Origin of the sequence: Saccharothrix algeriensis (assembly GCF_016907655.1) — a bacterium.
GTDB lineage: Bacteria > Actinomycetota > Actinomycetes > Mycobacteriales > Pseudonocardiaceae > Actinosynnema > Actinosynnema algeriense.
In genome coordinates, this window is the sequence record NZ_JAFBCL010000001.1 from 4382657 (window position 1) to 4395301 (window position 12645).

Genomic DNA, 12645 nt, shown 5'->3' on the forward strand with positions numbered 1-12645 from the left:
GCATGGCAGCCCAGATCCGAGAGCTGCGCCAGCGGATCCGAACGGTCAACTCGACCAAGAAGATCACCAAGGCGTACGAGCTCATCGCCACGTCGCGGCTGGCCAAGGCCCAGGCGCGGGTCGCGGCCTCGCGCCCGTACGCGGACGAGATCACCGGGGTGCTCTCCGCGCTGGCGAGCGCCTCGACCAACCTCGACCACCCGCTGCTGACCGAGCGCACCGCGCCCAAGCGGGCCGGGGTCATCGTCGTGACCAGCGACAAGGGCATGTGCGGCGGGTACAACGCCAACGTGCTGCGGGCGGCCGAGGAGCTGTTCGCGCTGCTGCGGTCCGAGGGCAAGGAGCCCGTGCTCTACGTCATCGGCCGCAAGGGCGCGGGCTACTACCGCTTCCGCCGCCGTGAGATCACGGCCGAGTGGACGGGCTTCTCGCAGCTCCCGCACTACGTCAACGCCGCGGAAGCGGGCGACGTGGTGGTGCCCGCGTTCCTCGCGGGCACCGACGACGGCGGCGACGGCGTCGACGAGCTGCACGTCGTCTACACCGAGTTCAAGTCGATGCTCAGCCAGCAGCCGACCGCCAAGCGCATCGCGCCGATGGAGGTCGAGTACGAGCAGTCCCAGCCGAAGCTCCAGTCGGTGTACTCGTTCGAGCCGGACGCCGAGGCGCTGCTCGGGGAGCTGCTGCCCAAGTACGTCAAGACCCGGCTGTTCTCGGCACTGCTGGAAGCGGCGGCGTCGGAGTCGGCGGCCCGGCGGACCGCGATGAAGGCGGCGACGGACAACGCCACCGAGCTGGTGCGCAACCTCAGCCGCCAGGCCAACGCCGCCCGCCAGGCCCAGATCACCCAGGAGATCAGCGAGATCGTCGGTGGCGCCTCCGCGCTTACCGGGGGCGCAGGAAGTGATGAGTGACATGAGTGCTACTGCCACCACCACCCGCACCGGCCGTGTGGTCCGGGTGATCGGCGCCGTCGTCGACGTGGAGTTCCCGCGCGACGCGGTGCCCGAGCTGTTCAACGCCCTGCACGTCGAGATCACCTACGAAGCGGTGGCCAAGACGCTGACCCTGGAGGTCGCCCAGCACCTGGGCGACAACCTGGTCCGCACCATCTCGATGCAGCCGACCGACGGCCTGGTCCGCGGCGCCACGGCGGTCGACACCGGCTACGCCATCCGCGTGCCGGTCGGCGACGTCGTCAAGGGCCACGTGTTCAACGCCCTCGGCGACTGCCTCGACCAGCCCGGCCTCGGCCGCGACGGCGAGCAGTGGGAGATCCACCGCAAGGCCCCCGCGTTCGACCAGCTGGAGGGCAAGACCGAGATCCTGGAAACGGGCATCAAGGTCATCGACCTGCTCACCCCGTACGTCAAGGGCGGCAAGATCGGCCTGTTCGGCGGCGCGGGCGTGGGCAAGACGGTGCTCATCCAGGAGATGATCACCCGCATCGCCCGCGAGTTCTCCGGCACGTCGGTGTTCGCCGGCGTCGGCGAGCGCACCCGCGAGGGCACCGACCTCCTCCTGGAGATGGAGGAGATGGGCGTGCTCGGCGACACCGCGCTCGTCTTCGGCCAGATGGACGAGCCGCCCGGCACGCGCATGCGCGTCGCCCTGTCGGCGCTGACCATGGCGGAGTACTTCCGCGATGTCCAGAACCAGGACGTGCTGCTGTTCATCGACAACATCTTCCGGTTCACCCAGGCCGGCTCCGAGGTCTCGACCCTGCTGGGCCGGATGCCCTCGGCCGTGGGCTACCAGCCGACGCTGGCCGACGAGATGGGCGAGCTGCAGGAGCGCATCACCTCGACGCGCGGCAAGTCGATCACCTCGCTGCAGGCCATCTACGTGCCCGCGGACGACTACACCGACCCCGCGCCGGCCACCACGTTCGCCCACCTGGACGCGACGACGGAGCTGTCCCGCCCGATCTCCCAGAAGGGCATCTACCCGGCGGTGGACCCGCTGTCCTCGTCGTCCCGGATCCTGGAGCCCACCATCGTGGGCGACGAGCACTACCGGGTCGCGCAGGAGGTCAAGCGGATCCTGCAGAAGTACAAGGAGCTGCAGGACATCATCGCCATCCTCGGCATGGACGAGCTGTCCGAGGAGGACAAGGTCCTCGTCGGCCGCGCCCGCCGCCTGGAGCGCTTCCTCGGCCAGAACTTCATCGTGGCCGAGAAGTTCACCGGCCAGCCGGGCTCGTTCGTCCCGATCAAGGACACGATCGAGGCGTTCGACCGCGTCTGCAAGGGCGAGTTCGACCACTACCCGGAGCAGGCTTTCTTCAGCTGCGGCGGTCTCGACGACGTCGAGGCCAACGCCAAGAAGCTGGCCGGCAAGTAGGCCGGACCGCTCGGCGAAGGGCCCGCTCGTCCACCGTGGACGGGCGGGCCCTTCCGCTTCCCGGGCGTCAGGGGGTGCGCCACCCGAGGGCGCGGGAGATCGTGCGCCCGCAGGCCCGCACGGCCGGCAGGACCGTGTCGGTGCGGGTGTCGGTCGGCACCACCACCGACACCGCCGCCACCACCTCGCCGCCCGGCCCGCGCACCGGGGCGGCCACCGAGTGCGTGAACGTCTCGATCTGCCGGTCGGAGGTGGCGTAGCCGTCCCGCCGGACGGTCGCCAGGGCGGTCCGCAGGGCGTTCGGCGTCGTGATGGTGTGCGCGGTGTACCGCTTGAGCGGCTGGGCCAGGGCGCGGTCCTGGACGTCCTTGGGGGCGTGGGCCAGCAGCACCAGGCCCACGCCGGTGGCGTGCAGGGGCATCCGCGACCCCATCCTGGTGACGACGTTGACCGCGTCCCTGGCCGAGATCCGCTCCACGTACACGGCCTCCAGGCCGTCGCGGATCGCCAGCTGCACGTTGTGGCGGGTGACCTCGAACAGGTCCTCCAGGTACGGCAGGGCGCGCTCCCGCAGCCCCAGCGCGCCGGGGGAGAGGGCGCCCAGCTCCCACAGCCGCAGGCCGATGGTGAAGCGGCCGGCCTCGTCGCGGGCCAGCGCCCCCCACGCCACCAGTTCCCGGGTCAGCCGGTGCGTGGTGCTCAGCGGCAGGCCGGAGTACCGGCTCAGCTCGGACAGGGTGGCCGAGGGGCGGTCGGCGGTGAAGACGGCGAGCAGCGCGAACGCTCGGCCGAGGAGGGACTTGGGGGCTGGCACGGCTCTCACTCTTCCGTTCACCGGAAAGGGTACTCCCCGCGGGCCGGTGACCGCCGCCACGCTGGGCCACCGGGTCGGGCGTCGGTCCACTCCGGACACGAGGAGGTGTCATGGCTGGTCGTTGGGTGTTGCCGCTGAGCTGGGCGGCGGTGCTGCTGGACGGGTTCGACCTGGTGGTGCTCGGGACCGTGCTGCCGGTCCTGCTGCAAGACCGGGTGTGGGGGCTGACACCGGCCGGCGCGAGCGTGGTCTCCACGGTGGGGCTGGTCGGCATGATGGTCGGCGCGCTGGCGATCGGGACGGTCACCGACGTGATCGGGCGGCGCAAGGCGCTGATCCTCGCGGTGGCGAGCTTCTCGGTGTTCACCGCGCTGTGCGCGGTCGCGCCGTCGGTGGTGGTGTTCGCGGCGCTGCGGTTCCTCGCGGGGCTGGGGCTGGGCGGGTGCCTGCCCACCGCCATCGCGCTGGTCAACGAGTTCGCCCCGGCGGAGCGCCGCGGGCGCGCCACCACGTGGATCATGACCGGGTACCACGTGGGCGCGGTCGTCACGGCGTTGCTGGGTATCGCGGTCATCCCGTCGCTGGGGTGGCGGGCGCTGTTCGTCATCGGCGCCGCGCCCGCGCTGCTGCTGGTGCCGCTGATGCTGCGCCACCTGCCCGAGTCGCGCGCGTTCAGCGCCGCGCCGGTCAAGGACGTGGTGGGCTCGCTGTTCCGGCCCGGCCTGGTGCGGGCCACGGTGGCGTTCTGGGTGGCCTCGTTCATGGGCCTGCTGCTGGTGTACGGGCTCAACACGTGGCTGCCGCAGATCATGCGGGCCGCCGGGTACCCGCTGGGCGCCGCGCTGGGGCTGCTGCTGACGCTGAACATCGGGGCGGTGATCGGCCTGGTGGTCGCGGGCGCGGTGGCGGACCGGGTCGGCGTGCGGCCCGCGACGATCGCGTGGTTCGCCGCGTCGGCGGTGGCGCTGGGCGCGTTGAGCGTCAAGCTGCCCGGGATCGGCGTGTACGCGGCGGTGCTGGTGGCGGGCTGCTTCGTGTTCAGCGCGCAGGTGCTGGTGTACGCCTACGTGGGCCGCGTCTACGGTGACGACAACCGGGCCACCGGTTTGGGATGGGCAGCCGGTATGGGACGGATCGGCGCGATCTGTGGTCCACTACTGGGGGGCGCGCTGCTCACCGCGGGGATCGCCTACCCGTGGGGTTTCTACGCGTTCGCCTTGGTCGCCGCGGCGGGGGCTGTGGCGGTGCTCACCGTTGGGGCGACCACCGGGCGGGTGACTCCACCGGTGTCCGGCGGCTGAGGGTGGCTGGGGCGGCGCGTGCTCCGGGCGACCGTTTAGACTGCACGGGACTTCCAGTGCCAGACAGAGGGAGATGCGCGTGGCCGAGATGACCGTTCAGCTGGTCGCGGTGGAACGCCGCCTGTGGTCCGGCACGGCCACCTCCGTGGTCGCGCAGACGACCGAGGGTGAGATCGGCATCCTGCCCGGCCACGAGCCCGTGCTCGGCCAGCTCGTCGAGGGTGGCGTGGTGCGCATCCGGACCGTCGACAACGACCTGGTGACCGCGGCCGTGCACGGCGGGTTCCTGTCGGTGACCGGTGAGGGCGTGAGCGTCCTGGCCGAGGCCGCCGAGCTGTCCCACGAGATCGACGTGGACGAGGCCCGGTCGGCGCTGTCGGACGCGGACGAGGTGGAGCGGGCGAGGGCGATGGCACGCCTCCGCGCTGCCGGCCACACGGCCTGACGCGGACGAGCGGACAAGCGCCGTGGGGATCGCCGAAGTCGTCGGGGTGGTCCTGTTCGTCGCGGTGGTGGTCCTCGCGTACGTCACGTGGCGCCGGATCCGCCTGCTCAGGGCCGGCGGGGTGCACGTGGCCCTGCGGACCAGGCTCGACGCCACCGGCCGGGGCTGGCACCTCGGCGTCGGGCACTACCGCGGCGATTCGTTCGTGTGGTCCCGGGTGCTGAGCCTGCGCACCGGCCCGGACCGCGTGATCCACCGCGAGGGCTTCGAGATCGACGACCGGCGCGAGCCGACCGCCTCCGAGACCTATGCGATGCCGCACGGCGCCGTGGTGCTCAGCTGCCGCGGCGCCGAGGGCGAACCGGTGGAGATCGCCATGGGCCCGGACGCGCTCACCGGCTTCCTGTCCTGGCTGGAATCCGCCCCCCCGGGCCGTTCGATCCCCTGGGCTTCATAGCCGCCCCCCACCGCCGCCTTCGGCGCTCTCACCCCGCACCGCCGCCTTCGGCCAGGCACACCCAGTGCAGTCCGGTGCCTTCGTGTTCTCCCCGTATGGCCTGCCCGGAGGGCTACCATGCTTTCTTGGGGGGTGCAAGCACGCTTTTCGCTTGCACCCCCCAAGAAAGCATGGTCGTCTTTGACAGGCCATACGGGGAGAACACGACCGCTCTTTCTTTTCATTCTCCTTGGCGGCCTGCCCGTCCGGCGAGGACTCTTCATCTTTTCAGCCAAGCGCTCTGCCGCCCTCTCCGAAGAACGCAACGAGCACCGCCCTCTCCGAAAAGCGCAACGAGCACCGCCCCCTCCCTGAAGAGCGCAACGTGCGATCGGCCGAACGAGCCACCGCGCACCGTTGCCCGGCCGTACCCCCGCCGATACCGCCTCCCCGAACCTTCCCCGTCGCTAGCCTGGGGCCGCTGCCACCCACGCCGAACACACCGTCCGGCGTGCGCAGCACAAAGGGGGATGGACCGGGATGGCTTCCGATGAGAAACCACCGCCACTGCACTTCGTCTTCTACGTCTTCGGGTTCGCGGTGCTGTTCGCGACCCGCACGAGCCTGCGGCACCTCTTACCCGACGCGCCCTGGTACGTGCCGCTGATCGGCGCGCTGCTCGTCTACGGCGGCGTGCTGCTGGGCATCCGGGCGTACTTGCGGAGGAAGTGGAGGCTTCGGCAGCAGCAGGGGTGACTCCCTCGACAGCAGGGTGGCACCCCGGCAGCCCCGGGCACCGCCCGCGCTCCGCACCCGACTCCGATCAGGCGTTCCCGCCCGGCTTCCACAGCACGTCGCCCTCCGGGTTCGCCACCCTGGCCAGGATGAACAGCAGGTCGGACAGGCGGTTGAGGTACTTGGCCGGCAGGGTGCCGGTCCGCTCCGGCTCCGCTTCGACCAGCGCCCAGGTCGCGCGCTCGGCCCGGCGGGCGATGGTGCGGGCCTGGTGGAGCAGGGCCGCGCCCGGGGTGCCGCCGTTGAGGATGAACGAGTCGAGCTTGCCGACCCGCGCGTTGTACTCGTCGCACCACGCCTCCAGGCGGTCGACGTAGCCCTGGGTCACCCGCAGCGGCGGGTACTCGGGGTTCTCGACCACGGGGGTGCAGAGGTCCGCGCCCACGTCGAACAGGTCGTTCTGGACCTTGCGGACGACCCCGGCCACGTCCTCCGCCAGGCTGCCCAGGGCCAGGGCGACGCCGAGGGCGGCGTTGGTCTCGTCCACGTCCGCGTAAGCCGTGATGCGCGGGGAGGTCTTGGGCACGCGGCTGAAGTCGCCCAGGCCCGTGGTGCCGTCGTCGCCCACGCGGGTGTAGATCTTCGTCAGGTGAACCGCCATGCCAAGCACTGTAGGGGGCTCCGGGCACTGGCTTGATTCAGTGCCTCCGTACGATTGCCCGCAAACCGACATGAGGAGTTTCCTTGGTGAGCGAGCACTTCCGGGTCCAGGGCGGTGCGCGGCTAGTCGGCGAGGTCGAGGTCGTCGGGGCCAAGAACAGCGTGCTGAAGCTGATGGCGGCGGCGCTGCTGGCCGAGGGCACGACCACCATCACCAACTGCCCGGAGATCCTGGACGTGCCCCTGATGGCCGACGTCCTGCGCAGCCTCGGCTGCTCGGTGGACCTGGACGGCGACGTCGTCACGATCACGACGCCGGCCGAGCTGAACCACCGCGCCGACTCCGAGGCGATGGGCAAGCTGCGGGCCTCGGTGTGCGTGCTCGGGCCGCTGGTCGGGCGGTGCAAGCGGGCCGTGGTGGCGCTGCCGGGCGGTGACGCGATCGGCTCGCGACCGCTGGACATGCACCAGAACGGGCTGCGCAGGCTCGGCGCGCACAGCGAGATCGAGCACGGCTGCGTGGTCGCGGAGGCCGAGGGCCTGCACGGCGCCCAGGTCTGGCTGGACTTCCCGAGCGTCGGCGCCACCGAGAACATCCTGATGGCCGCCGTGCTGGCCAAGGGCACCACGGTGATCGACAACGCCGCGCGCGAGCCGGAGATCGTGGACATCTGCGTGATGCTCCAGGAGATGGGCGCGCGCATCGAGGGCGCCGGGACCTCGACGCTCACCGTGCACGGCGTGGAATCGCTGCGCCCGACGCAGCACCGCGTCATCGGCGACCGCATCGTCGGCGCGACGTGGGCGTTCGCCGCCGCCATGACGCGGGGCGACATCACCGTGCGCGGTGTGAACCCGCACCACCTGGACCTGGTGCTGGAGAAGCTGCGGATGGCGGGCGCGGACGTCACCACGTTCGACGACGACGGCTTCCGCGTGGTGCAGGAGGGCCGCCCGCAGTCGGTGGACTTCGTGACCCTGCCCTACCCCGGTTTCGCCACCGACCTCCAGCCGTTCGCGATCGCGCTGTCGAGCGTGTCCGAGGGCACGTCGATGATCACCGAGAACCTGTTCGAGGCGCGGTTCCGGTTCATCGAGGAGATGGTGCGGCTGGGTGCGGACGCGCGCACCGACGGCCACCACGCGGTCGTGCGCGGGGTGGACCGGCTGTCCAGCGCGCCGGTCTGGGCGTCGGACATCCGGGCGGGCGCCGGGCTCGTGCTGGCCGGCCTGTGCGCGGACGGGGTGACCGAGGTCTACGAGATCTTCCACATCGAGCGCGGCTACCCGGGCTTCGTGGAGAACCTGCGCAAGCTCGGCGCGACGGTGGACCGCGTCGCTTCGTGAGGTCGGAGCGCGTGAGGTCGGAGCGCATCACTTCGTGAGGTCGGAGCGCGTCGCTCCTCGAAGGCGGAGCGCCGCCTCCTGACCCCGGTCACCCCTCCGCCGGGGGCCGGCCCCGAGCCGGTCAGCCCTCGGCGGCGGCGCGGGCCGCCGCTTCCACGCGGGCGTGGTGCCGCTGCCACCACTCCCGGTCGCCGGGGGCCATGTTGTCGGTGCCCGGCCGGTGGCCGACCGCGCCGTCGAGCAGCTCCCGGACGATGTCGGCCTGACCGCCGTGCCGGTTGGTCTCCGCGACCAGGTGGACCAGCACGAGGTGCAGGGTGACCTCCCGGCGCTCGGCCGGCCACCACGGCACGGCGCCCGTGCTGTCCAGGTCCAGCGCGTCGATGGTCTCGTCCGCGTGGGCCTGGGCGGCGCGGTAGGAGGCGATCAGCTCCGCGCGGGACTCCTCCGGGGTCGCCCACATGTCGGCGTTGGGCTCCGCGTCCTCGCCCATCCACGGCAGCCGCTGCGGGTAGGGCCTGCCGAACACGTCGCCGAAGTAGTCCAGCTCGATGCCCGCCAAGTGCTTCACCAGACCCAGCAGGTTCGTGCCGGTCGGGGTGAGCGGGCGGCGGACGTCGTACTCCGAGAGGCCGTCGAGCTTCCACAGCAGGGCTTCGCGGGCCAGTCGGAGGTAGTGGTGGAGGTCGGACTTCGCCTTCGCCGCGGTCATGGGCACAGCATCGCAGCGGGGTACGACATCCTGTCGGCGTCGCGCAGCGGCGGTGCGGCGTCAGCGCAGCAGCAGCTTGGCGTCGGCCGCGTCGCGGGGGAACACCAGCAGGCGGTGGACCTCGCCCCGCCGTGCCACGGTGGTCCTGATGCCGGCCGAGCGCAGGCGCCGGGCCAGGACGTCCGCCGCCTCGGGCGTCGGCACCGCGGCGACTTCGCTGAGCAACCCGAAGTCGTCCCCGGTGTGGTCGGGCACGCCACGCCGGTCGTTGCCGAACGCCCAGCGCAGCAGGAGCGCGAGGGCGGCCAGGACCACGGCCAGGAGCAGGGTCTGGGTGAGCGCGGTCACGGCACCATCGTCCTCCGGCACCGATTCAGTGAGCAACGGCACGCCGGCGGCCGTGTTACTCGTCAGTACGCTGCGGGGAACGACGCCGTAGGAGGTTGCCGTGCCTTACCCGGCCGACCGAGAACGCGACCGCCCGTGGGTGATGCGCACCTACGCGGGGCACTCCAGCGCCACCGCCTCGAACGCGCTCTACCGGCGCAACCTCGCCAAGGGGCAGACCGGCCTGTCCGTGGCGTTCGACCTGCCCACGCAGACCGGCTACGACCCGGACGACGAGCCGGCCAGGGGAGAGGTGGGCAAGGTCGGCGTGCCGGTCGGCCACATCGGCGACATGCGGCAGCTGTTCGACGGGATCCCGCTGGGCGGGGCGAACACGTCCATGACGATCAACGCGACGGCCATGTGGCTGTTCGCGCTCTACGTCAGCGTCGCCGAGGAGCAGGGCGCGGACCGCGCCGCCCTGGCCGGCACGACGCAGAACGACATCATCAAGGAGTACCTGTCGCGCGGCACGTACGTGTTCCCGCCCGGCCCCAGCCTGCGGCTGATCACGGACATGGTCGCGTGGACCGTGGCGAACGCGCCGAAGTGGAACCCGATCAACATCTGCTCGTACCACCTGCAGGAGGTCGGGGCGACGCCGGCGCAGGAGATCGCGTACTCGATGTCGACCGCGATCGCCGTGCTGGACTCGGTGTTCGACTCCGGGCAGGTGCCCGAGGAGCGGCGCGGCGAGGTGGTCGCGCGCATGTCGTTCTTCGTGAACGCCGGCGTGCGGTTCGTCGAGGAGATGTGCAAGATGCGGGCGTTCGTCCGGCTGTGGGACGAGATCACCCGCGACCGGTACGGCGTCGAGGACGCCCGGCACCGCCGCTTCCGGTACGGGGTGCAGGTGAACTCGCTGGGGCTGACCGAGGCGCAGCCGGAGAACAACGTCCAGCGGATCGTGCTGGAGATGCTGGCGGTCTCCCTGTCCCGCGACGCCCGCGCCCGCGCCGTCCAGCTGCCCGCGTGGAACGAGGCGCTGGGCCTGCCGCGCCCGTGGGACCAGCAGTGGGCGCTGCGGATGCAGCAGGTGCTGGCCTACGAGACGGACCTGCTGGAGTACGAGGACATCTTCGAGGGCTCGCGGGTCGTCGAGGCCAAGGTCGAGGAGATCGCGGCCGGCGCGCGCGCCGAGATCGACCGGGTGCAGGCGATGGGCGGCGCGGTGGCGGCCGTGGAGTCCGGGTACATGAAGTCGGCGCTGGTGTCGTCGCTGGCCGAGCGGCGGCGGCGGGTGGAGTCCGGCGAGGACGTGGTGGTGGGCGTGAACAGGTTCACCACCACCGAGCCGTCGCCGCTGCAGGCCGGGGGCGCGCAGGCGATCGAGACCGTCGACCCGGCCGTGGAGCGGCACGCCGTCGAGGCGATCCGCGCGTGGCGCGCCGAGCGGGACGACGGCCTGGTCCGGTCCGCCCTGGAGGCCCTGCGGGCGGCGGCGGGGACCGACCGGAACCTGGTGGAGGTGACCATCGCGTGTGCGCGCGCGGGCGTGACCACGGGGGAGTGGGCCGCCGCGCTGCGCGGCGCGTTCGGCGAGTACCGGGCGCCGACCGGGGTCTCCGCCGCCGCCGCCGGTCCGGGCGAGGCGGGCGCGGAGGTCGCGCGGGTGCGGGAGCGGGTGCGGGCGACCGGTGAGGAGATCGGCGAGCGGCTGCGCATCCTGGTCGGCAAGCCGGGGCTGGACGGGCACTCCAACGGGGCCGAGCAGGTGGCGGTGCGGGCGCGCGACGTCGGGTTCGAGGTGGTGTACCAGGGGATCCGGCTGACCCCGGCGCAGATCGTCTCGGCCGCGGTGCAGGAGGACGTGCACGTGGTCGGCCTGTCCGTCCTGTCCGGCTCGCACCTGGAGGTCGTGCCCGCGGTGGTGGCCGGGCTGCGGGCGGCCGGGGCCGGGGACGTGCCGGTCGTCGTCGGGGGCATCGTGCCGCCGGAGGACGCGGACAGGTTGCGGGAGGGCGGTGTCGCCCGGGTCTTCACGCCCAAGGACTACGAGTTGACGCAGATCATGGACGAGATCGTGGCGGTGGTCCGCGAGGCGCGCGGGATTTAGGGGCTAGGTGCGCGGTGTTGCGTTCGTGCTGATCGGTGCGGTGCGGGGCTTGGTGGAAGAGCTGAAAGAGTCCTCGCCGGACGGGCAGGCCGCCAAGGAGGAGGAAAAGAAAGAGCGGTCGTGTTCTCCCCGCATGGCCTGTCTAAAGACGACCATGCTTTTCCGGGGGGTGCAAGCGAAAAGCGTGCTTGCACCCCCCGGAAAAGCATGGTAGCCCTCCGGGCAGGCCATACGGGGAGAACACGAGGGCATCGGGCTGCACGGGGCGTGCAGAGAGCCGGGGGCGGTCATTCCTCGGTGAACAGGGGGGTGAGTGCCGAGACGAGGAGGGTCACCCCTTTGCCCGCCTCGTCGTACCCGGCCGCGCGGGGCTGCTTGGTCAGCACGGCCACCACGTAGCGGTTGTCGACGACGCCGGTGGTGTTCAGCGCGCGCAGGCCGTTGTAGCAGCACGCCCAGCCCTGCTTGACGGCCCACCGGTGCTCGCCCGCGGCGTCGGGGATGCCGAAGGTCTGGTCGATGCCGTCCGCGCCGAAGGGGGTGGCCGCCTCCAGCGCGCGGACGACGACGTCGGCGTGCGGCGAGTCGAGGACGTGGTGGTAGATGGCGATGACGTCGTGCGCGGTCATCAGCGTGTCGCCCCACTTGTTCGGGTCCGGTGCGGGGACCAGGCCGGTGAGCCCGATGCGCCTCGACCAGTCCCGCGGGATCGACAGCCGCCACAGGCGGTTGGCGATGTCGTCGTTGCTGGTGGACAGCATCTCCGCCACCGCCTTCGGCGAGGCCGTGCCCCGTTCCAGCGCGTCGAGCGCGATCAGCAGCTTGATCACGGAGGCCGCCGGGAACGGCTGGTCCGGGTCCTCGGCGAAGACCTCGCGGCCGGTGCGCCGGTCGAACACGGCGATCCCGCGCCGCACGCCCGGCGCGACGTCCGCCAGGTCGACCGCCACCGGGGGGCCGGGTTCGGAGAGCGGCTCGTCGGGAGGGGCGGAGGCCGTCGGCTCCTGCGCGTCCGGCGCGGCCTTCAGCTCCACCTCCGTCGTGGGCGTCACCGCGACGGACGCCGCCGTCACGATCGTCGCCGCGGCCGCGGGCGGCTGCTGCCGGTCCGCTCGCCCCACCGTCGTCGCCGCGGTCACGGCCATCGCGGCCACCGCGCCCACGCTCATCGCCACCAATCCCGCTCGCGTGCTCCTCACACAGTGAAAAGGCTTCAGAGGGGTGCTCGTGTTGCCTCTGCGGCGAGGCAACCTGGCGGCAGTCGACGGCGTACGCGCGCGATTCCTCCCCAGCGCGAAGGCGGTGTGGTGATGATCACAGGCCGGTCGTCGTGCCGGACCGCCCGGCCCCCGGTTGGGGGCTGACGGCCGGGGAAGTCCTTTGTGGACACCACGGTGGCGAAGTCGCCG

13 protein-coding genes are annotated in these 12645 nt (G+C 71.9%); 8 read left to right on the top strand and 5 right to left on the bottom strand.

What is annotated here, in order from left to right; all coding sequences use genetic code 11:
- The first annotated feature begins 2 nt into the window (after positions 1-2).
- Both JOE68_RS20045 and atpD read left to right on the top strand, forming a co-directional pair.
- Positions 3-914, top strand: coding sequence for a F0F1 ATP synthase subunit gamma (locus tag JOE68_RS20045; protein WP_204843828.1), 912 nt, complete (start codon positions 3-5; stop codon positions 912-914).
- On the top strand, positions 907-2343 hold the full coding sequence (gene atpD / locus JOE68_RS20050; RefSeq protein ID WP_204843829.1) for a F0F1 ATP synthase subunit beta: 1437 nt from the start codon (positions 907-909) through the stop codon (positions 2341-2343). Before JOE68_RS20045 ends, atpD begins: the two co-directional genes overlap by 8 nt.
- A gap of 67 nt (positions 2344-2410) precedes the next feature.
- On the opposite strand, the gene JOE68_RS20055 is transcribed toward atpD, so the two are convergent.
- Entirely contained in the window at positions 2411-3157 is a 747-nt protein-coding gene (locus JOE68_RS20055; protein ID WP_307819772.1) for an IclR family transcriptional regulator, read from the bottom strand.
- Positions 3158-3267: 110 nt separating this feature from the next.
- Between JOE68_RS20055 and JOE68_RS20060 the strand changes: the two genes are divergently transcribed.
- The 4 genes from JOE68_RS20060 (at position 3268) to JOE68_RS20075 (ending at position 6095) form a co-directional block, all read left to right on the top strand.
- Positions 3268-4458, top strand: coding sequence for an MFS transporter (locus tag JOE68_RS20060; protein WP_204843831.1), 1191 nt, complete (start codon positions 3268-3270; stop codon positions 4456-4458).
- Positions 4459-4537: 79 nt separating this feature from the next.
- A complete protein-coding gene (locus JOE68_RS20065) occupies positions 4538-4903 on the top strand; it encodes a F0F1 ATP synthase subunit epsilon (protein ID WP_204843832.1) in 366 nt (121 codons plus the stop codon).
- 22 nt (positions 4904-4925) lie between these two features.
- Positions 4926-5360 (top strand): DUF2550 domain-containing protein, encoded by a 435-nt coding sequence (locus tag JOE68_RS20070; protein WP_204843833.1) that lies wholly within the window; start codon positions 4926-4928, stop codon positions 5358-5360.
- A 519-nt stretch (positions 5361-5879) separates the two neighbouring features.
- Positions 5880-6095 carry a hypothetical protein gene (locus tag JOE68_RS20075; protein WP_204843834.1) on the top strand — a complete coding sequence of 72 codons (216 nt, stop codon included), beginning with the start codon at positions 5880-5882 and terminating at the stop codon, positions 6093-6095.
- Positions 6096-6162: 67 nt separating this feature from the next.
- Here JOE68_RS20075 and JOE68_RS20080 read toward each other — a convergent pair whose 3' ends face one another.
- Entirely contained in the window at positions 6163-6735 is a 573-nt protein-coding gene (locus JOE68_RS20080) for a cob(I)yrinic acid a,c-diamide adenosyltransferase (protein ID WP_204843835.1), read from the bottom strand.
- 86 nt (positions 6736-6821) lie between these two features.
- Here JOE68_RS20080 and murA point away from each other — a divergent pair, with 86 nt between their 5' ends.
- A complete protein-coding gene (murA, locus tag JOE68_RS20085) occupies positions 6822-8081 on the top strand; it encodes a UDP-N-acetylglucosamine 1-carboxyvinyltransferase (protein ID WP_204843836.1) in 1260 nt (419 codons plus the stop codon).
- A 121-nt stretch (positions 8082-8202) separates the two neighbouring features.
- Here murA and JOE68_RS20090 read toward each other — a convergent pair whose 3' ends face one another.
- Together JOE68_RS20090 and JOE68_RS20095 are read right to left on the bottom strand one after the other, a co-directional pair.
- Positions 8203-8793, bottom strand: coding sequence for a DinB family protein (locus JOE68_RS20090; protein ID WP_204843837.1), 591 nt, complete (start codon positions 8791-8793; stop codon positions 8203-8205).
- A 60-nt stretch (positions 8794-8853) separates the two neighbouring features.
- The gene (locus tag JOE68_RS20095; RefSeq protein WP_204843838.1) at positions 8854-9141 is read right to left on the bottom strand and encodes a hypothetical protein; all 288 of its coding nucleotides are present in this window, start codon (positions 9139-9141) and stop codon (positions 8854-8856) included.
- A 100-nt stretch (positions 9142-9241) separates the two neighbouring features.
- On the opposite strand from JOE68_RS20095, the gene JOE68_RS20100 reads away from it, so the two are divergent.
- A complete protein-coding gene (locus tag JOE68_RS20100) occupies positions 9242-11236 on the top strand; it encodes a methylmalonyl-CoA mutase family protein (protein WP_204843839.1) in 1995 nt (664 codons plus the stop codon).
- Between the two features lie 287 nt (positions 11237-11523).
- Here JOE68_RS20100 and JOE68_RS20105 read toward each other — a convergent pair whose 3' ends face one another.
- Positions 11524-12405 (bottom strand): serine hydrolase, encoded by an 882-nt coding sequence (locus tag JOE68_RS20105; protein WP_204843840.1) that lies wholly within the window; start codon positions 12403-12405, stop codon positions 11524-11526.
- Positions 12406-12645 lie beyond the last annotated feature (240 nt).